Raw genomic sequence first — 17,165 nt, forward strand, 5'->3', positions numbered from 1 at the left:
CAAGGAAGCACGCACCAAAAGGCATGCCGCGTCATGAGCCTTCGCTCCATTCTCGGACTGATCGGCCTGGCCGTATCCCTGCCGTTTCTGGTCTATCTGGTCTACTTGAGCCAGGCCAAGACCACCACGCCCGATCAGGTCATCTTTCTGGCCTTCGCCTTTTCCATCACCTTCCCGACACTGATCCTGCTGTCGCTGGTGCTCTTTCGCAGCCTCGTCGTCCTGGCCGTGTCCCTGCCGGTCTATGCCGCCTGCATCGTGGCCGGCTATGCCCGGACATTCATGGCCTTCCAGATCGTCTGCAACGGCCGGCTCACGGAATCCTTCAGGGATTGCCTCTACTTAAGCGTATCCCTGTTCACGAATACAGGCTGCGCCGACTGCATTCCCACGCCGAGCCTGCGCCTGCTCGCGGCCTCGGAAGCCTTCTTCGGCTACCTGACCCTCGGCGTCTTTTCCGCCTGCCTCATCGTCATCCTGGTGCGGCTCATCACCGCCAATAATTTGCGCTAGGGAGTAGGGAGTGGGGAGCCGCCGGGGGAGGGGCTTTTTTGAAAAAAAGCCCCTCCCCCGGACCCCCTCCGCAAAAAACTTTCACGGTGACAGGGGGCTTCACAATTCAATTGCATACCGACCGTGCTTTTTGACGAAACAACAGCTGAAATCCTTAAGGGATTCCAAAGGGCGCTAGCCCTTTGGCCGCCGGAGGCATCCCTTGCCCCGATCCTCCTATCCTACCTCCCCTTTCTCTCGAAAGATCAGCTTGGCGGAAAGCGTCTTGCGCACCGGGCAAGCCCTGGCCGCGCGCAAGAGGCGCTGTCGCTCCTCGTCGGTCAGGTCGCCGGAAAGCGTGATGGCGCAGTCGAAGGCCGTGATCCCGGGTTCGCTGCGATCGAGCGTTACGCTGACGCCGACGCCCGTAAGGGCGATGCCGTGATTTTTGGCGTACATGGTGATGATCATGGACGTGCACGAGCCCAGGGCCGCTTCGAGCAGTTCGTGGGGTCGAAAGCCCTGGCCTTGCCCGCCCTTGTCCGGCGTCGCGTCGCACACGCCGGTATGCTCGCCGCTTGAAAACTCCACCTGTAACGGCGTCTCGAGGGTGCGGCATCGTATCATGCAAGTCCCTCCCCGTTGTGTCTGTATTTTGGGAACTGGCACAAATTGTTTGCGAATTCAAGAGAAAGGCCCCGGTCGTGAAACCGGGGCCTTGGCGAGCTCGGGTTGTAGCGCCGGGTCAGGGCTGCACTTTTAAGATGTAGGCCGCTTCGGGCTTCAGGTATTTCTCGGCCAGCGCCTTGAGGTTTTCCGGGGTGAGCGACTGGGCCGCCTCGACCACCCGGCGGTCGTTATCGAGCGGCAGGCCCTGGGACAGCGACCGGGCCGCCTCGGCGCTGCGCGAGGAAAGCGCCTGCCGGTCCCGGTAATAATCCCCGGACAGGACGTTCTTGGCCCGCAACATCATCTCGTCGGGCAGTGGCGTCTGGCGCAGCTGGGCCGCCACGCGCCTGAAGCCGTCCAAGGCCGCGTCGGCCTTGTCGGGCGACGTGCCGATGTAAAAGGCCAAGAAGCCGGTGGTATCCGCCTGCCAGAGAAACGAGGTCACGGAATACCCGAGGCTTTCGCTTTCGCGCAGGCGCGAAAAAAGCAGCCCGCTTTGCCCGGCCAGGACGTTGTTTAGGAGTTCGAGCCCCGGGGTATCCGGCGAACGCAGCCCCGGCACCGGGAAGACCATGAGCAGATGGGTCTGGTTGCGACCGGGGAGATGCAGCGCATCCTCGCGCTTCCCGCCCCACTTGGGCGTGGCGAAAGTAAAGGGCTTGGCCGTTCCGCCGGCCTTGGCCAGCTTGTCGGCCAGGGCGCGCACGGCGGCGGGATCGAAATCGCCGCACACGGCCATGACCCAGGGCCGCTCCTTCTGGGCCGTCCAGAAGCCGGCGACGTCCGCAGCCGTGAAGGTCCGCACCGTGTCCGGTTGGCCCAGGCGCATATAGGCGTAGCCGGTGTCGGTGAAAAGGAACGGGAAGAGCTTGCGGAAGGCGAGCCCGAGCGGCTTGTCCTCCTGGGATTTGATGGCCGCGAGCTGGTCCGACACTTCGCGCGATACTTCGGAGGGCAAAAAGGCCGGGGTGAGCAGCACATCGGAGACGAGGCCGAACATGTCCTTCTGGAAGCGGCTGGGGAACTTGGCCGACACGGAAAAGGCGTCGCGGCCGGCCGCGGCGGAAAGATCGGCGGCCCGGTCGGCCAGAAAATCCTCCAGGGCGTTGGCCGAAAGCTTTTTCGTGCCCGTGGTCAGGCTGTTGGCGACGAGTTCCGCCAACCCCTGCCTGTTTTTGGCCAAAAGCGCGTCCCCGCCATTGTAGACCAGGGACACGGACACGTAGGGCAGCGTCTTGTCGGGCAACAGCACCAGCGTGTGCCCGCCGCCGAGATCCGCCACCTCGGGCGCGGCCACGCCCCCGGCGGCCCGGGTCGTCGTGGTGCCGGGAGCGGCCTTGGGCGCCGGCCAGGCCTTGTCGGCCAGGGACGTCAATTCCTCGGCCGTGACCGTCTTCTCGTCGGCCTTGGGAACCAAGGCGGCGACCAGCCGGCGCCCGGGACGCAGCGTGGCCTCGATGACCGCCTGCAGGGACTTCTGGTCCACCAGCCGCACGGCGCGCAGATAGTTGGCCTCGCCGTCGGGATCGTAGCCGTAGAAACGGAAGTAGCCGGCCTTCATGGCCATGCCGGCCAAAGTCTCCTTGGTTTGGTACAGGCCGTCCTCGATATTGAGCTTGACCCGGGCCAGTTCACGGTCGGTAAACGACGCGCCCCGCAAATGGGACAGTTCCGTGAGCAGCCCCTGCCAGAAGGCGGCCACGTTTTTCGCGTCCAGTGAAACGTCGATGATGAAAAGCCCGCCCCGCTCCAAGGTCATCGAGGCGCAGGAAATATCGTCGACCAGCTTCTTCTCGTACTTGAAGGTGCGGTACAGCCGGCTGGTCTCGTCGCCGGCCAGAAGCCGGGACAACACGTCCAGCGAGGCTTCGTCGGCGGCGCGGATGCCGGGGGTGGGAAAGGAAAGTTGCAGGCGCACCTTGTTCCACTGTCCGTATTCCACCTTTACCAGGGGCTGGCCCACGGCAAGGCCGGGTTGGACATAGGGCAGAACCGGCGTCTGGGGCCGGTCGTTGGCCAGGGAGCCGAAGAGCGCCTCGACCTCCTGCACGACGTCCTCGGTCCGCACCTTGCCGGCGACCACAAGCAGCATGGATTGGGGCTGGTAGCGCTCTTTGACGTAGGCGCGCAGGTCGTCGGCGGTGAATTTGGAAACCGTCTCGGGAAAGCCGATGATGGGCCAGCCGTAGGACTGGCCGGGCCAGGCCATGGCCTGGGTCATCTGAAACAGCCGGTTGTCGGGATTGTCCCGGCCCCGGGCCAGTTCCGACAACACGACCTTGCGCTCGGAATCAAGTTCCTCGGGCACGAACTTGGCCCCGAAAATCATGTCCTTGAAGACGTCGAGGCCGAGCTTCCAGCGGTCCGCCGGCATATCCACCCGATAGACCGTGCTGTCGAAGCTGGTGGAGGCATTAAGCTCTCCCCCCGCTCCTTCTACGTCCGAAGCCACCTGTCCGGCCGGGCGTTTGGCCGTGGATTTGAAGACCATGTGTTCGAGCAGGTGGCTTAAGCCCGCCTGCTTGGGCGTTTCGTAGCCCGAGCCGGCATGGACGAAGAGCCGCTCGGCCACCAACGGAAAACGATTGTCCTCGATGACCATGACGGTCAGGCCGTTCGGCAGGCGCACGACATGCGGCGGTTCGGCGGCGGCCGCGACGGCGGCCAGGGCCAAAAGCAACGTGAGCGGGAGAAGGGAAAAACGCCAACGCATCAGGGATACTCCTTTGCTTCAAATGGGGCGCCAGGCCGGGTACGACAGTCGCGGCCTGGCGCTTAAAGCATAGGTATTTTGCGCAGCAAGGGAACTTAATTCTGGTTCATCAAACCGGCCGGGAAGCCCGCCCCGCCCGCTTCGAAGGCCACGGAGGCCTTGGTCAGGACGTAGCGTCCGCGCACCAGCCCCGGACAGACGGCCTCGACCAGCCGCAACGGGCTCACGTAGGCTTCTGCGAAAAGACAGGTGATGCGCACCGTATTTCCGGGCTCTTCCAGGGCGACGCCCGTGACGAGGGGCCGGGCGTCGATGGAGCGCGGGCCCTTTTTCGATTCCCAGGTCACGGGAAAGCTGTCAGCCGCCGCGAATGCGCCCCAACACTCCAGGCAGTCCTTGGCGTTGGCGGCGGGAATGACAAGTTCGAAAGTCTCCTCGATGGGCTGGGGCACCTTGCGACCAGGGGGGAGTTCTTCCACGGCCACCATGGCGAGGCCCTCGGGGAGATTGGGGTTGAGTCTGGCCGGGATGTCCCCGGGGGCAACCGGCTCACGCAAGAAAAGGCCCATCCATTCGGCCGTACTCGCCACACCCACCGGTAGGGCCCGGCCGAAGGACATCTGGGGCAGCGGATGGTAGCCGGCGGAAAAACTGGGCTTGAGCCCGGCCCGGCGCAAGGCGCGCTCAAAAAGGCGCGTGAGCTCCAGTTGGCTCAGGTAGACGGCGCTGCCGGTTTTTTCAAACCACAGGCGCACGTGCACGGCCTTTCGGGTCAAGTCTTCCCTGGGCGGAGCCGGAGGCGCGGCCACAGCCTCGTGCTCGCGTTCGGGGCGGTTGCAGCGCGGACGGATCACCGCCTCTCCGGCGGCGCGCAGGTCGCTTTTGCGGCCCTCGAAGTCGCACACGCCGCAGCCCGAACATTCGCCGTAGCGGCAATCGGTCGTGATGCGCCCGGCCAGGGCCTTTTGGCGCTCCCGGCGCAAAAAGCCCGGGGTGACGCCGCAGGACAGATGATCCCAGGGAAGCGGCGCATCCGGGTTGCGCGCGTCAAGCCATTTGGCCGGGTCAAGCCCGGCTTCTTCGAACACCCGAAGCCAGGGAGCCAGATCGAAACGGTCGACCCAGGAGCAAAAAAGCGCGCCCTGGTGGTAGGCGGCCTCGACCAGCGGCGCGAGCTCCCGACCGGCCCGGGAAAAAACGCCCTCGAGAAAACTCATCTCCGGCTCGTGCCAGCGTAGCGTCAGTCGCCGGTCCGTGGCGAAAAGATCGCGCAGATAGCCCACCCGCGCCCTGGTCTGTTCCAGGCTGATCTGCGCTTCCCACTGAAACGGCGTGTGAGGCTTGGGCACGAAGGGTGAGATGGCGGCCGTGACCTGCAAGCGCTTGGTCCCGGGCGGGGCCTGGGCGAGGACCTTTTTGGCCAGTTCGTAAATGCCCCGCACGTCCTCCTCGGTCTCGGTCGGCAGGCCGATCATGAAGTAGAGCTTGACCTGCTGCCAGCCGTGGCGAAAAAGCTTGGCCACGTGGGCGAGGATGTCCTCCTCGGTGATGCCCTTGTTGATGACGTCGCGCAGGCGCTGGGTGGCGGCTTCCGGGGCCACGGTCGCGCCGGTGCGGCGGATGCCGGCCATCATGTCGAGGATGGAGTCGGAGAGCGTGCCGGCCCGAAGCGACGGCAGGGACACGGCGATCTGGTCCCGGCGGCAGCGGTCGATGCTGTGGGCGAAAAGGCTCTCCAGGGCGGAGAAATCGCCGGTGGAAAGGGAAAGAAAGGACAGCTCCTCGTAGCCGGTGCGCGACAGTCCCTCAGCCACCAGTTTCTCGAGCTCCGGCAGGCTGCGCTCACGCACCGGCCGGTAGATCATGCCGGCATGGCAAAAGCGGCAGCCGCGCGTGCAGCCCCGGGCGATCTCCACGGCCAGGCGGTCGTGCACGGCCTGGGCAAAGGGCACGACCTGGCAGGTGGGAAAGGGAGCCGTGTCGAGATCGGCCACAATGGCCTTGGTCACGCGCTCGTAGCCCGGCACCAGCGGTACCGGCGCGCCGTCCGGGCCGATATCGAAAAAGGACGGCACATAGACGCCCGGGATACCGGTCAGGCGCAGGAGCAGGTCGCGCCTGGAGACGCCCCCCTCCTCCCTGGCCGTGGCCACGGCGTCCAAAATGGCGGGCAAGGCCTCTTCGCCGTCGCCGATGACCATGAGGTCGAAAAACGGGGCCACGGGCTCGGCATTGAAGGCGCAGCCGCCGCCGGCGATAACGAGCGGCCCGTCATCGCCCCGGTCGGCGGCGCGAAAAGGGATACCGGCCAGATCCAGCATGTACAGCACGTTGGTGTAGCACAGCTCGTGGGTGAGGTGGAACGCCACCACGTCGCAGGCGGCCAGCGGCGTATCGGACTCCAGGGTGCAAAGCGGCGCGCCCTGGTCACGCAACAACGCGGCGGCCTCGTCGGCCGGGGTGAAGACGCGCTCGGCGGCAAGGCCAGCAACACGGTTGACGGTCTCGTAAAGGATGCGCCCGCCCACATAGGACATGCCGACTTCATAGAGGTCCGGGAAGGCCAGGGCGACCCGGGCGCGCACCGAAGCGGCGTCCTTGGCCGTGCGGCCCCATTCCGCGCCGAGATACTGGGTGGGCTTTTGCAGCCAGGGAGCGAATTCGCGCATGTGTTTAAAAGAAAATGCGAGAGGGGAAACCCTTTTGCAAAGGGTTCTCCCCTCTCGCGCTCTCCCTTTCCTAAACTTTTTAATTGTTGCGGGCGTACCGGAACGCTGGGGAAGCCACGTTACGGAGAATGGTGTATCCCCCAGTATAGAAATAGGCCCTATTTCTTTAGGATGCTGGAGAGATTACCCTTGCCGCCGCCCAGGTTGGACAGGGTTTTGAGGTCGCCGGGGGTGGACAGGGTGAGATTGCTCGTGGCTTCCAGATAGCGGGTCTTGAGCTCGTCGGGAAACTTCTTGAACTGATAGAGCACGTGGGTCAGCTCGATCTCGCCGCCGACCTCGGTTTCGAAGGGATAGCCGAAGGGCAACAGCAGCATCTGCACGCCCTGCTGGGAAGGGATGGTCTGAAGCAGGGCCACGTCGGTCAGCTTGCCGGCGGCCTCGTCCCATTTGCCGAGCACCGTTTCGCCGTTTATCAGCTTCACCAGGCGGATGTCATAAGCCATGTGATATCTCCTTGGGGAAAATTGGCGGCGCAACGCGCCGACTGTATGAGCTAGACACGGGAGCGGGCCTGTCAAGGCCGACGCTGTCATTCATTATAGTCGAAAACGGCAAATCCCTGGCTTTTACAGAGCGCGTCCCGCTCTGCTTCGCGCAGGTCGCTGCGCACCATTTCGGACACCATCTGCTCGATGGTGATTTTTGGCTGCCAACCCAGGCGTTCCCGGGCCTTGGTGGGATCGCCGAGCAGCGTTTCCACCTCGGTCGGCCGGAAATAACGGGGATCGACGGCGATAAGGCATTTGCCCGTCTCGGCGTCGTACCCCTTCTCGTCCGCGCCCTCGCCCTCGAAACGCAGGGAGATGCCGAGTTCGTCGGCGGTCATCATCACGAAGTCGCGCACCGAGGACTGCCGACCGGTGGCGATGACGAAATCGTCCGGAGCGTCCTGCTGGAGCATGAGCCACTGCATTTCCACGTAGTCCTTGGCATGGCCCCAGTCGCGAAGCGCGCTCATGTTGCCGAGGTACAGGCAGTCCTGCAGCCCCAGCTTGATGCGGGCCATGGCCCGGGTGATCTTGCGGGTGACGAAGGTCTCCCCGCGAAGCGGCGACTCGTGGTTAAAGAGGATGCCGTTGCAGGCGTACATGCCGTAGGCCTCGCGGTAGTTGACCGTGATCCAGTAGGCGTAGAGCTTGGCCACGGCATAGGGGCTTCGCGGATAAAACGGCGTTTTCTCGGTCTGGGGCGTTTCCACCACCTTGCCGAAGAGTTCCGAGGTCGAGGCCTGGTAAAAACGGGTGTGCTTCTCGAGCCCCAGGATGCGGATGGCCTCGAGCAGGCGCAAGGTTCCCAGGGCGTCCACATCGGCGGTGTATTCCGGCGACTCGAAGGAGACCTTGACGTGGCTCTGGGCGGCCAGGTTGTAGACCTCGTCCGGCCGGACCTCCTGCATGATGCGGATGAGGTTGGTGGAATCGGACAGGTCGCCGTAGTGCAACATCAGTCTGCGGCCGGTGTCGTGCGGGTCGCTGTAGAGATGGTCGATGCGCTGGGTGTTGAAAAGCGAGGACCGGCGCTTGATGCCATGCACCGCGTAGCCCTTTTGCAGCAGCAATTCGGCCAGATAGGCACCGTCCTGCCCGGTGATGCCGGTGATCAGCGCGACTTTGTTCTTCATGGAACGGTCTTCTCCGGTTGTGGTTGTCCCATTTCGTGGGCGACCATGGCCCGGGCCACGTCGGCGGGACTGAGCGTCGCCCGCCAGCCCAGGCGCTGCGCCGCCTTGGACGGATTGGCCCGGCTTACGGCAATGTCCGATGGACGAAAAAGGGAAGGATCCACGTCGACGTGGTCGCGCCAGTCAAGCCCGACGGCGTCGAAGGCGTGGGCGGTAAAATCCCGCAAGGTGATGGTTTGGCCGGTGGCGATGACGTAATCCTCGGGCGTGTCCCGCTGGAGCATGCGCCACATGGCCTCCACGTACTGCGGCGCGTAGCCCCAGTCCCGGGCCACATCGATGTTGCCCAGGCGCAGGCGTTCCCCGGAGCCTTGCGCGATGCGGCAGGCGGCGGAAACGATCTTGCGGGTGACGAAACGCGGGGGCCGCAGCGGCGACTCGTGATTGAACAGGATGCCGTTGCAAGCGAAAAGCTTGTAGGCCTCGCGGTAGTTGGCCACCTCGAAGTGGGCCGCCGCTTTGGCCACGGCATAGGGGCTTCGTGGGGCGAAGGGGGTTTCCTCGGTGGCCGGCTCGCCCCCGGTATCGCCGAAGCAGTCGCTCGACGAGGCGTTGTAGAGCCTGACCGGCGCGTCGAGAAACCGCACCGCCTCGAGCAGGTTGAGGGTGCCGAGGCTGATGGAGTGGAAGGTTTCCACGGGCTGCTCGAAGGAGAGCCCGACCGAGGATTGGCCGGCCAGGTGATAGATCTCGTCCGGCACGACCTTGGTCAGCACGGTCAGCACGCTACGAAAATCGGTGAGCGTCACGGAAAAAAGCGCCACCTGGTCGCGCACGCCGAGGGCGGCCAGATTACGAAACGAGGTCATTTGGGCGTCGCGGGACGTCCCGGTCACCTGATAGCCTTTGTCCAGCAGCAACCGGGCAAGATAGGCCCCGTCCTGGCCGGAGACTCCGAAAATGAGCGCTTTTTTCATGTGGATGGCATCCGAACGGCCCCTGGAAAATCATAAGGCCATCGTAAGGAAGCAATAAGGCTAGTTGTTTCCCGGCCCGGCGTCAACCGGCCCGTCCGTCTCGCCGCCCTCTCCCGCGGCCTTGCGGCAGGCGGCGCAGACGCCGTCGATGCGCACCTCCACCCCCACCACGTCCATGGCCATGCGCTCGCCCAGGGCGGCCACGTCCACAAGCGTCTCCGGGGCGGGCAGGCACTCCATGCGGCCGCAACGCACGCAGTAGGCATGGCAGTGGGCCCGGCTGGAAAAACGCGGCCCCAGGCAATAGCGAAAGGCCCTGTCGCCGGAACTGTGGCGGAAGGCCAAGCCCTTTTCCACAAAGAGATCGAGAATGCGGTAGAGCGTGACCTTGTTGGCCCGGTGGCGCTCCCGCACCCGGGCCAGGATATCGGCCGCCGGCAGGGCCTGCCCTTCCCCGGACAGCACGTCGGCCACGCACAGGCGCAGGGGGGTGAGCTCGATGCCCGCCCGGGTCAGCATGGCCGCCGCCGACGTCTGGTTTCCCTCTCCCGCCATGGCCTTTCTATACACCCTTCCGATGGGGCAGGAATCCCACGGCCAGGGTCAGGCAGAAGGTGGTCGCGGCCACGGCGATAATGGCCGCGCCGGAGGTCAGGTCGAAGCGATAGGCAAGCATGAGTCCGGCCAGGCAAAAAAAGATGTTGAGCAGGGAGGCGACGACCATGGCCCGGCCCAGGGAGGCGACGCGGCGCATGGCCAGACTCGGGGCCACGGATAAAAGCGCGATGATCAGGATCAGGCCGGCCACGCGGATGAGAAGCACCACCGTCACGGCGGCGAGCCCGGTGAGCAGATAGTGCAGGAACCTGACCGGCGCGCCGCGAACGGCCGCGAACTCCCGGTCGAAGGCCATGGCCACGAACCCGTTGTAATGCCGCAGCGTCAGCCCGACCAGGACCACGGCCAAGCCGACCAGGGCATAAAGGTCGGAGACCGGCACGGTGATGATGCTGCCGAAAAGATAGCTCATGAGGTCGGGCTTGTAGCCCGGGGTCAGGTCGAGCAGGATGATGCCGAAGGCCATGCCGGCCGCCCAGAGCACGCCGATGACCGTGTCCGTATCCTCGAGACGCCGCAGCGTCACGGCGGCCATGAGCAGGGCCGCGGCCACGGTGAAGGCCACGGTAACGGGCAGCACGGGCAAGGCCAGGAAATAGGCCAGCCCCACCCCGCCGTAGGCGGCATGGGCCGCGCCGCCGGCCAGAAAGACCATGCGGTTGGCCACGATCAACGTGCCCATCACGCCGCAGCAGACGGCGGCCAGAAGGGCGGCAATAAGCGCGTGCTGCAAAAACGGCAAGGTCAGGAAATCCGCGATCATCGCGTCTCCAGGGAGGTAAGGCCGGCCAGTTCGGGCGTGATGCGGCGTAAATAGGCGTCCAGGGGACAGGTGTGGCTGTGGACGCCGTAGAGCAGGTCCACCATCTCCTGGGTGAGCTTCGGTTGCGGGGCGTAGAGCACCCGGGCGTTGACGCAGGCCACGGCCGTGACCCCGGCGGCCAGGATGCTGAGATCGTGGCTGACGACCAGGGAGGTCACGCCCTGGCCGATGCGCGACAGCACCTCATAAAGGCAGAACTTGCCTTGGGGGTCGATATTGGCCGTGGGCTCGTCGAGGATGAGCAGGTCCGGATCGGATACCAGGGCCCGGGCAATGAGCGTACGCTGTTTCTGGCCACCGGAAAGCTCGCAAAAGCGCTTGTCGGCCAAAGGCAGCATTTCCACGCGGGTAAGCGCGGCATCGGCCCGTCGCATTTCGTCACGACTGAACCGAAAGCCGAACCTGCCCGAGGCAAGCAGGCCCATCAGCGCCACCTCGCGCACGCGTATGGGCAGGTCCTTGCGCTCGGCCACGCCTTCCAGGCGCTGGGGCACGTAGCCGATACGGGCGCTTTGGCGTCCCGGCTCCCGGCCGAAAACGCGGATGGTGCCGGAAGTTGGCTGCAGGATGCCGAGGATGAGCTTTAAAAGCGTGGTCTTGCCGCCGCCGTTGGGGCCGAGCACGGCCAGCCGGTCACCAGGGGCAACGGCCAGGCTGACCCCCGAAAGGGCCGCCTGACCGTTGTAGGCAAACGTCAAGTCGCGGATGTCGACGACGGGTTCGGTCACTTGGCCTCCGTCGGACCGGCCATGCCCTGGCGTATGGCAGCTGCCGCCTTGGTCAGGTTGTCCGACCAGTCGGCGGCCAGGGGATCGAGGGTGACCACGGTCCCGCCGATGGCCTGCGCGACGGTTTCGGCCTGCTTGGCGCTCATTTCGGGCTGCACGAAAATCACTTTGACGTTATCCTTTTTGGCTTCCTTGACCAGCCCGGCCAGGGCCCGGGGGCCGGGTTCGCGGCCGAGCTGCTCGATGGGCTCCTGGGTCAGACCATAATCCCGGGCAAAATAGCCCCAGGAAGGGTGGAAGACCATGAAAACATGTTCCCCGGGGGGCAGACCGGCAAACTCTTTTTTTATCGCGGCGTCAAGGGCGTCGCACGAAGCGGCGAAGCGTTCGTAGCCGGCCCGGTAGTCGGCCGCGCCGGCGGGATCGGCGGCAATCAGGCCGTCGCGCATGTTGGCCCCGATTCTCTTGGCCAGCTTCGGGGACAACCAGATATGGGGATCGGGCTCTCCCGCGTGGTGGTGATGACCGTGGGCCTCGGCGTGGCCAACCTTGTCGTGGTCCTGGCCTTCCCCCGCGTGCTCGTGTTCGTGTTCCTCACCCTCGTGCTCATGGGCGACCATGGGCATCTTTTTGATGCCCGCGTCGGTATGCACGATGACCATCTTCGGGCTGGCGGCCTTGAACCGGGGCAGCCAGGCGTTCTCGAAGTCCATGCCGATGCCGAAATAGGCGGCCGCCTTGCCGAGTTCGGCCAGTTGGCGTGGTTTGGGCTCATAGGTGTGGGCGTCGGTCCCGGCCGGGACCATGACCAGGGCGTCGGCCCGATCTCCGGCGATCTGTTTGAGGAAATAGGCCTGGGGCGCGATGCTGACGGCGACCAGCATTTTGGCCTGGGCCGGTACCGCGGCCGCGAAAAGCAGTCCCGCCAGCAACAACATGATGCGTTTCATGAAAGCTCCTTTTCCCTGCGCGGGCAGGGCAGAAGCAGATGCAACAGAGTTGCATGGCAAAGTCAAGCCACAAAGCGCCGCAAAAGCAATAAAGTTGCATTTAGAGAAATTCATTGGGAAAGCAAGAGGATGCAGGAAATGGCGTTCCCTGGTCGTATCCCGCTAGGCACCCAATCGCGGCAGCGTGGCACAGGCGGCGTAAGCGTCGCGCACAACCCGCGCCGTACGCTCCCAGGAAAAAAGCTTGGCCCGGACCAAGGACTTTTGCCGCAGCGCTTCCCGCAAGACGGCATCGTCCGCGAGCTTCGCCATGGCCTGGGCAAGTCCCGCCACATCCAGCGGATCGACCATGAGGGCCGCCTCCCCCGCCACCTCGGGCAAGGACGTGGCGTCGGAACAAACGACCGCCGCGCCAAGGCTCATGGCCTCCAGCACCGGCAGGCCGAAGCCCTCGAAAAGCGAGGGATACAGAAATGCGTGGCAGTTGGCGTAGAGCCAGGCCAGCTCGGCGTCGGAGACATAGCCCGTGAAAACGAGGTGGTCGGCGATGCCGAGCTCCCCCACCGTGCGGGCCACGTCGTCCATGAGCCAGCCCTTGCCCCCGGCCAGGACCAGCGGCATGCTCCCGCCCGTTTCCTTGCGCCAGGCGGCGTAGGCGGCAAAGAGCCGCTCATGGTTCTTGCGCGGTTCGATGGTGCCCACGCACAGCCAATAGCCCCCGGACGCGATAGCGTCGGCGATGCGTGGCCGGGCCTGGGGCGAAGCGGTCGAAAAACGGCTGGCCAGGGGCGCGACAACCGTCCGGGAGCGCGGGTAATGGGGAAAAATCCTCAAGAAGTGGTCGAGGGAATATTCGGAGATGGAAACCACGTAATCCGCCGTGGTCGCGGCCCGGAACACGCCGTCGAAACAGCCGGTGCGGTTGCCCTCGGTGGTCCAGGCCGGATTGTCCAGAAACGACAGGTCATAGAGCGTGTAGACGAGCTGGGCGCGGGCAAGCCCCGTGGGACAGAAAAAATTGTTGGCGTGGACAATGTCCGGATTGCCGAGCCTGGCCTCGAAATCGGCCGGGGGCTGGCGGAAAAAGCGCTTCTGGCTCCAAAACCGGCGAAAGGTCGGCCCCAGGCGAAAGCGGCTTCCGGCCGGGCGCAGGCAGGCCTTGGGCCAGGGCTCCCACCAGAAATCCCCGAAGGCCGGATAGAGCAGGTAATCGTTGTCCCGGTCGACGGCGGCCAGGGCGGCAAGCAGGCCGGCGGCGAAATAGCCGCAGCCGGCCTTGCCCGCGCCGGTCTGGGACACGTCGAAGCCGATTTTCATAGCGCCCCGCCGGGACGAATGAGCCCGCGCGTGAGCCACGACAGCGTGGTGCGGGCAAGCGCTCCCGAAACGCCCCGGTTCCAGCGCACGGACGCGCCAAGGGAGGCCAGGGCCACGGCCGGAGTGAAGGCCCGGCCCTTTTCGGCAAGCTTCCACTTCTCCCGGACCAGAGCATGGGCGTAGTTGCACAGCCAGCGGTCCGGCACCCGGCCGAAGGTGGCGGCCATCATGTCGTTGATCTCGGCATGGACTGTAAGCTTGGCGCCCGAGGTCTTGGTCTGGGGATAAAAGCGCGACCCGGCGAGTTTTCGCGGCAAATAGGCGAAGACCGCCCCACCCTTGGCCAGCCGCAGCCAGAACTCGTAATCGAGGGTGTATTGCCAGCGCAGGTCGAGGGCCCCGAAGCGCTCCACCACCCGCCGCCGAAAAAACGCGGCCGGCTGGCAGATGATGCAGCGATCCTTCAGCCGCTCCAGACGGAACGGCTCGGCCGGATAGGGCTCGATGACGGCGTCGTCCACATCGATATGGTCGCCGTCGCCGTAGACCACATCCACGTCCGGCCGGGACGCAAAAACCTCAAGCACCGCTTGAAGGGTTCCGGGATAGTAGACGTCGTCGGAATTGAGCCAGGCAATGACCTCGCCCGAGGTCGCGGCAATGCCCTTGTTGACGGCGTCGGGCTGCCCCTTGTCGCGCTCGGAACGGTAGCGCAGCCGGCCGCCGTAACTGTCAAGAATCGAGACCGTCTCGTCCGTGCTGCCGCCGTCCATGACCACGTATTCCAGGTCGCACGCGCCCTGCTGGGACAGCACGCTCTCGATGGTGCGGCCGATGAAACGCCCCTGGTTGTAGGACGGCGTGATGGCGCTGACGCTTAGCATGACCTGCCCTCCTCGCCGTAACGCAGGTCCACGTCCCGGGCCCCGTCGGTCAGGCGCAGCTCCTGGCAGCGCGCGGAGAGCTTGCGCCGGTCCGCCCCGGGACCGACGGCGTCGCCACGCCGCGCCCCGTCGAAGAGAAATTCCACGTATCCGCCATGGGGCGGCACGTCCGGATCAATGGCGGCCGATTTACCCGAAGCGAGCGTCACCGGCCGGCCGTAGGGCTTGCCGTTGACCAGGGTCGCGATGCGCACCTGTCCCGACGGCGCGCCGGCCGGCAGATCGAAGCGTGCCCGCAGCCATTGGCGATGGGCGGCCGGGCCGCAGGCCACAAAAAGCCGCGAACCGCACCAGCCGTCGCCATAAAGCCCGCGCACGGCCGTGCTCTGGGACACGGGCCGGGCCAGCACGTCCTCGAAGACGCGAAGGTACTTGCGGGCCATGTCGTCCGGACCGCCGAAGACGCCGAGGCGCTCCCGGCCCTTGCGCACGAGCTCCTCGGCCAGCCCCTCTTCGTCCAGCAGGCGGGTGAGCGCCGCCACGATGTCGTCGGGACGCCGGGGATCAAAATAGAGCGCCGCGTCGCCGCCCACCTCGGGCAGGCTGGTGACGTCGGAGCAGACGATGGGCGTGCCAACGGCCATGGCCTCGACCAGCGGCATGCCGAACCCCTCGAAAAGCGAGGGAAAGACCAGCGCCCGGGCCCCGGTCAGAAGCGCCGAGAGGTCCGCGTCCGACACGTAGCCGGCAAAGACCGCCCGCCCCTCCAGGCCAAGGGCGGCCACGGCCTGTCCCAGTTCCTGGCGCAGGCCCGTATCCGCGCCGGTAAGGACCAGACGCAACGGCTCCGGACGCCCGGCGGCCAGCATGCCAAAGGCGGTCAGCAACATTCTATGGTTCTTATGGGGCCAGAAATTGGCCGGATAGAGCAGATAATCGTCCCTTTCGAGCCCCAGTCGCTCCCGAATGGCCGCGACAGCCGCCATATCGGTGCGCGTGAGCCGCCTGGGCAGGGAGATATGCACCGTGGCCGTGCGCCCGTCCGGCACGTTGCCCTGTTCGAGCACGGTGCGGCGCGCGAATTCGGAAATGCACACCAGCCGTTCGCAGCACCGGGCGGCGGTCAGAAAGGTCCGCTCCCGGCCGGCCTCTTCGTCGGGGCTGAAAAACTGCGGATAATAGGCGTATTGCAGGTCATAGATGACCGAAACGGCCGGCACGTCGGGATGGTGGAAATAGGGCATGGTGAAGGGACAAAAAAGCAAGTCCACCTTTTTCCCCTGCCAGTGCGAAAGCGCCTTGCCCGGCCCGACCGCTCCCGCCTTGGCGCGCTCCATGTTCGGCGCGTCCAGGTGCGACAGTTCGTCGTACGCCGCCTCCGAAACAATGCAGACGAAGCGCCAATGCGGCCGCATGTCGCGCAGGGCATGGAGCAGGAGAATGGTCATGAGCTTGGCCCCGCCGTTGTCCCCACCGGGGAGCACCGGCGTCAGGTCCACGACCACCAGGATATCGCCGGCCGTATCCCGCGCCGGAAGTTCCCGGCGCAGCCCGGGCGCGGCCAGCACGTACTTGACGGCCTTATTGAACGCCCAGGCCGCCCGGCCCCAGCGCAAAAGCACCTTGTTGACAAGGCGCGGCAGCCGCCCCTGGGCTGTCCAGCCCGAGGCCGTCTCGCGAATCACCCCTTCCAGGCCGCCAAGGCTCGTCGCCTCGGCCCCGGACAACTCCACGGCCTGCTTCTCGGCCGCCTCGGCCCGGTCGGTCAGGTCCAGCATGGCCTGGATCATACGACCGTCCGGCGTGGCGCAAAGGGCCTTTTCCACGGCCGACCGGCCATGTTCGGCAATCTCCTGTCGTCCGGCCACGAACAACATGTCGTAGGGGAAAAGCGGCGTCTCGAAGCGGAAATGATCCAGCCCGGCAAAGGTGAAAAGCTCGCGCACGGCCTTTTCGCTGTACAGATACAGATGCTCCGCTGGCAGCAGCATGCGCGAAAACGGATTGCCCTCGGCCAGAAGCCGTTCATGGGCCATGCCGGCCGGAAACCGGGGCGTCTGCACGAACACCACGCCGCCCGGAGCCAGAAGCGCGCCCACACGGCGCAGCATCTCCACCGGATCGGGCAGATGCTCCAGCACGTCCATGAGCACCACGGCGCGAAGGCTCCCCGGCGCGATCTCCTGCTCCTCCAGCGGACCGGACAGCATCGTCACGCCGAAAAGCCCGCCGGCAATCCCGGCAATGGAGGCGTCCAGCTCCAGGCCGCGCGCACGGAATCCGGCCTTGCCCAACAGCGCCGTAAAACCGCCATGGGCGCAACCCAGCTCCAGCACGTCGCCGGGCGGCAAACAGGCTTTCAAGAACCGCCGCAGCCAATAGACGCAGCGTTCGGGCAAATCCAGCCGCGCCCGGGTCTCGATGGTTGGCTGGCCCAGATCGGATTCCTGGTGCCCGAACCAATAGTCGCGGCCATAGCCTTCTTCCCGCTCTTCCCGCGATACCAACGTGCCGCAGGCCGGACACAACATGTACCCGTCGCTATAAGGCTCCAACCCGCCCGTCCCGCACCAACACTGCCGCATTGTGGCTCCTTGGGACTGGGAGAGGAACCGGGGGAGGGAACCCCTTTTTGCAAAAA

14 protein-coding genes are annotated in these 17,165 nt (G+C 65.3%); 1 reads left to right on the plus strand and 13 read right to left on the minus strand.

Annotated features, from left to right (window positions below; translation table 11 throughout):
- Positions 1-33: 33 nt before the first annotated feature.
- A complete protein-coding gene (locus DESFRDRAFT_RS08860) occupies positions 34-513 on the plus strand; it encodes a hypothetical protein (RefSeq protein WP_005993152.1) in 480 nt (159 codons plus the stop codon).
- 216 nt (positions 514-729) lie between these two features.
- On the opposite strand, the gene DESFRDRAFT_RS08865 is transcribed toward DESFRDRAFT_RS08860, so the two are convergent.
- The 13 genes from DESFRDRAFT_RS08865 to DESFRDRAFT_RS08925 all read right to left on the minus strand — a co-directional run bounded on the left by DESFRDRAFT_RS08865 (position 730) and on the right by DESFRDRAFT_RS08925 (position 17,109).
- Positions 730-1,119 carry an OsmC family protein gene (locus DESFRDRAFT_RS08865; protein ID WP_005993155.1) on the minus strand — a complete coding sequence of 130 codons (390 nt, stop codon included), beginning with the start codon at positions 1,117-1,119 and terminating at the stop codon, positions 730-732.
- Between the two features lie 118 nt (positions 1,120-1,237).
- Complete coding sequence (locus DESFRDRAFT_RS08870; protein ID WP_005993157.1) at positions 1,238-3,874, minus strand: M16 family metallopeptidase; 2,637 nt, start codon at positions 3,872-3,874, stop codon at positions 1,238-1,240.
- Positions 3,875-3,969: 95 nt separating this feature from the next.
- Positions 3,970-6,543, minus strand: coding sequence for a TIGR03960 family B12-binding radical SAM protein (locus DESFRDRAFT_RS08875; RefSeq protein ID WP_005993159.1), 2,574 nt, complete (start codon positions 6,541-6,543; stop codon positions 3,970-3,972).
- Positions 6,544-6,701: 158 nt separating this feature from the next.
- The gene (locus tag DESFRDRAFT_RS08880; protein ID WP_005993161.1) at positions 6,702-7,049 is read right to left on the minus strand and encodes a hypothetical protein; all 348 of its coding nucleotides are present in this window, start codon (positions 7,047-7,049) and stop codon (positions 6,702-6,704) included.
- A gap of 86 nt (positions 7,050-7,135) precedes the next feature.
- Entirely contained in the window at positions 7,136-8,227 is a 1,092-nt protein-coding gene (gene gmd, locus DESFRDRAFT_RS08885) for a GDP-mannose 4,6-dehydratase (protein WP_005993162.1), read from the minus strand.
- Positions 8,224-9,204, minus strand: a complete 981-nt coding sequence (locus DESFRDRAFT_RS08890) for a GDP-mannose 4,6-dehydratase (protein ID WP_005993164.1) — start codon at positions 9,202-9,204, stop codon at positions 8,224-8,226. The genes gmd and DESFRDRAFT_RS08890 overlap by 4 nt, the downstream gene beginning before the upstream one ends.
- A gap of 60 nt (positions 9,205-9,264) precedes the next feature.
- Entirely contained in the window at positions 9,265-9,759 is a 495-nt protein-coding gene (locus DESFRDRAFT_RS08895; RefSeq protein ID WP_052303462.1) for a Fur family transcriptional regulator, read from the minus strand.
- A gap of 7 nt (positions 9,760-9,766) precedes the next feature.
- Positions 9,767-10,585, minus strand: a complete 819-nt coding sequence (locus DESFRDRAFT_RS08900) for a metal ABC transporter permease (protein WP_005993168.1) — start codon at positions 10,583-10,585, stop codon at positions 9,767-9,769.
- Positions 10,582-11,373, minus strand: coding sequence for a metal ABC transporter ATP-binding protein (locus DESFRDRAFT_RS08905; RefSeq protein ID WP_005993170.1), 792 nt, complete (start codon positions 11,371-11,373; stop codon positions 10,582-10,584). Before DESFRDRAFT_RS08905 ends, DESFRDRAFT_RS08900 begins: the two co-directional genes overlap by 4 nt.
- The gene (locus tag DESFRDRAFT_RS08910) at positions 11,370-12,323 is read right to left on the minus strand and encodes a metal ABC transporter solute-binding protein, Zn/Mn family (RefSeq protein WP_005993172.1); all 954 of its coding nucleotides are present in this window, start codon (positions 12,321-12,323) and stop codon (positions 11,370-11,372) included. Before DESFRDRAFT_RS08910 ends, DESFRDRAFT_RS08905 begins: the two co-directional genes overlap by 4 nt.
- Before the next feature lie 162 nt (positions 12,324-12,485).
- The gene (locus DESFRDRAFT_RS08915) at positions 12,486-13,640 is read right to left on the minus strand and encodes a glycosyltransferase family 4 protein (protein WP_005993174.1); all 1,155 of its coding nucleotides are present in this window, start codon (positions 13,638-13,640) and stop codon (positions 12,486-12,488) included.
- Positions 13,637-14,524: a glycosyltransferase family 2 protein gene (locus tag DESFRDRAFT_RS08920; RefSeq protein WP_005993175.1), complete on the minus strand. Its 888-nt coding sequence runs from the start codon at positions 14,522-14,524 to the stop codon at positions 13,637-13,639. Before DESFRDRAFT_RS08920 ends, DESFRDRAFT_RS08915 begins: the two co-directional genes overlap by 4 nt.
- Positions 14,518-17,109: a glycosyltransferase gene (locus DESFRDRAFT_RS08925; protein ID WP_005993177.1), complete on the minus strand. Its 2,592-nt coding sequence runs from the start codon at positions 17,107-17,109 to the stop codon at positions 14,518-14,520. The genes DESFRDRAFT_RS08920 and DESFRDRAFT_RS08925 overlap by 7 nt, the downstream gene beginning before the upstream one ends.
- Positions 17,110-17,165 lie beyond the last annotated feature (56 nt).

Origin of the sequence: Solidesulfovibrio fructosivorans JJ], from assembly GCF_000179555.1 — a bacterium.
Classification (GTDB): domain Bacteria; phylum Desulfobacterota; class Desulfovibrionia; order Desulfovibrionales; family Desulfovibrionaceae; genus Solidesulfovibrio; species Solidesulfovibrio fructosivorans.

Bases quoted from the DNA above. Each gene is read 5' to 3' on its own strand.
- DESFRDRAFT_RS08910 (WP_005993172.1), bottom strand. From the start codon at position 12,323: ATGAAACGCATCATGTTGTTGCTGGCGGGACTGCTTTTCGCGGCCGCG.
- DESFRDRAFT_RS08875 (WP_005993159.1), bottom strand. From the start codon at position 6,543: ATGCGCGAATTCGCTCCCTGGCTGCAAAAGCCCACCCAGTATCTCGGC.
- DESFRDRAFT_RS08890 (WP_005993164.1), bottom strand. From the start codon at position 9,204: ATGAAAAAAGCGCTCATTTTCGGAGTCTCCGGCCAGGACGGGGCCTAT.
- DESFRDRAFT_RS08920 (WP_005993175.1), bottom strand. From the start codon at position 14,524: ATGCTAAGCGTCAGCGCCATCACGCCGTCCTACAACCAGGGGCGTTTC.
- gmd (WP_005993162.1), bottom strand. From the start codon at position 8,227: ATGAAGAACAAAGTCGCGCTGATCACCGGCATCACCGGGCAGGACGGT.
- DESFRDRAFT_RS08880 (WP_005993161.1), bottom strand. From the start codon at position 7,049: ATGGCTTATGACATCCGCCTGGTGAAGCTGATAAACGGCGAAACGGTG.
- DESFRDRAFT_RS08925 (WP_005993177.1), bottom strand. From the start codon at position 17,109: ATGCGGCAGTGTTGGTGCGGGACGGGCGGGTTGGAGCCTTATAGCGAC.
- DESFRDRAFT_RS08860 (WP_005993152.1), top strand. From the start codon at position 34: ATGAGCCTTCGCTCCATTCTCGGACTGATCGGCCTGGCCGTATCCCTG.
- DESFRDRAFT_RS08900 (WP_005993168.1), bottom strand. From the start codon at position 10,585: ATGATCGCGGATTTCCTGACCTTGCCGTTTTTGCAGCACGCGCTTATT.
- DESFRDRAFT_RS08915 (WP_005993174.1), bottom strand. From the start codon at position 13,640: ATGAAAATCGGCTTCGACGTGTCCCAGACCGGCGCGGGCAAGGCCGGC.
- DESFRDRAFT_RS08870 (WP_005993157.1), bottom strand. From the start codon at position 3,874: ATGCGTTGGCGTTTTTCCCTTCTCCCGCTCACGTTGCTTTTGGCCCTG.
- DESFRDRAFT_RS08865 (WP_005993155.1), bottom strand. From the start codon at position 1,119: ATGATACGATGCCGCACCCTCGAGACGCCGTTACAGGTGGAGTTTTCA.
- DESFRDRAFT_RS08895 (WP_052303462.1), bottom strand. From the start codon at position 9,759: ATGGCGGGAGAGGGAAACCAGACGTCGGCGGCGGCCATGCTGACCCGG.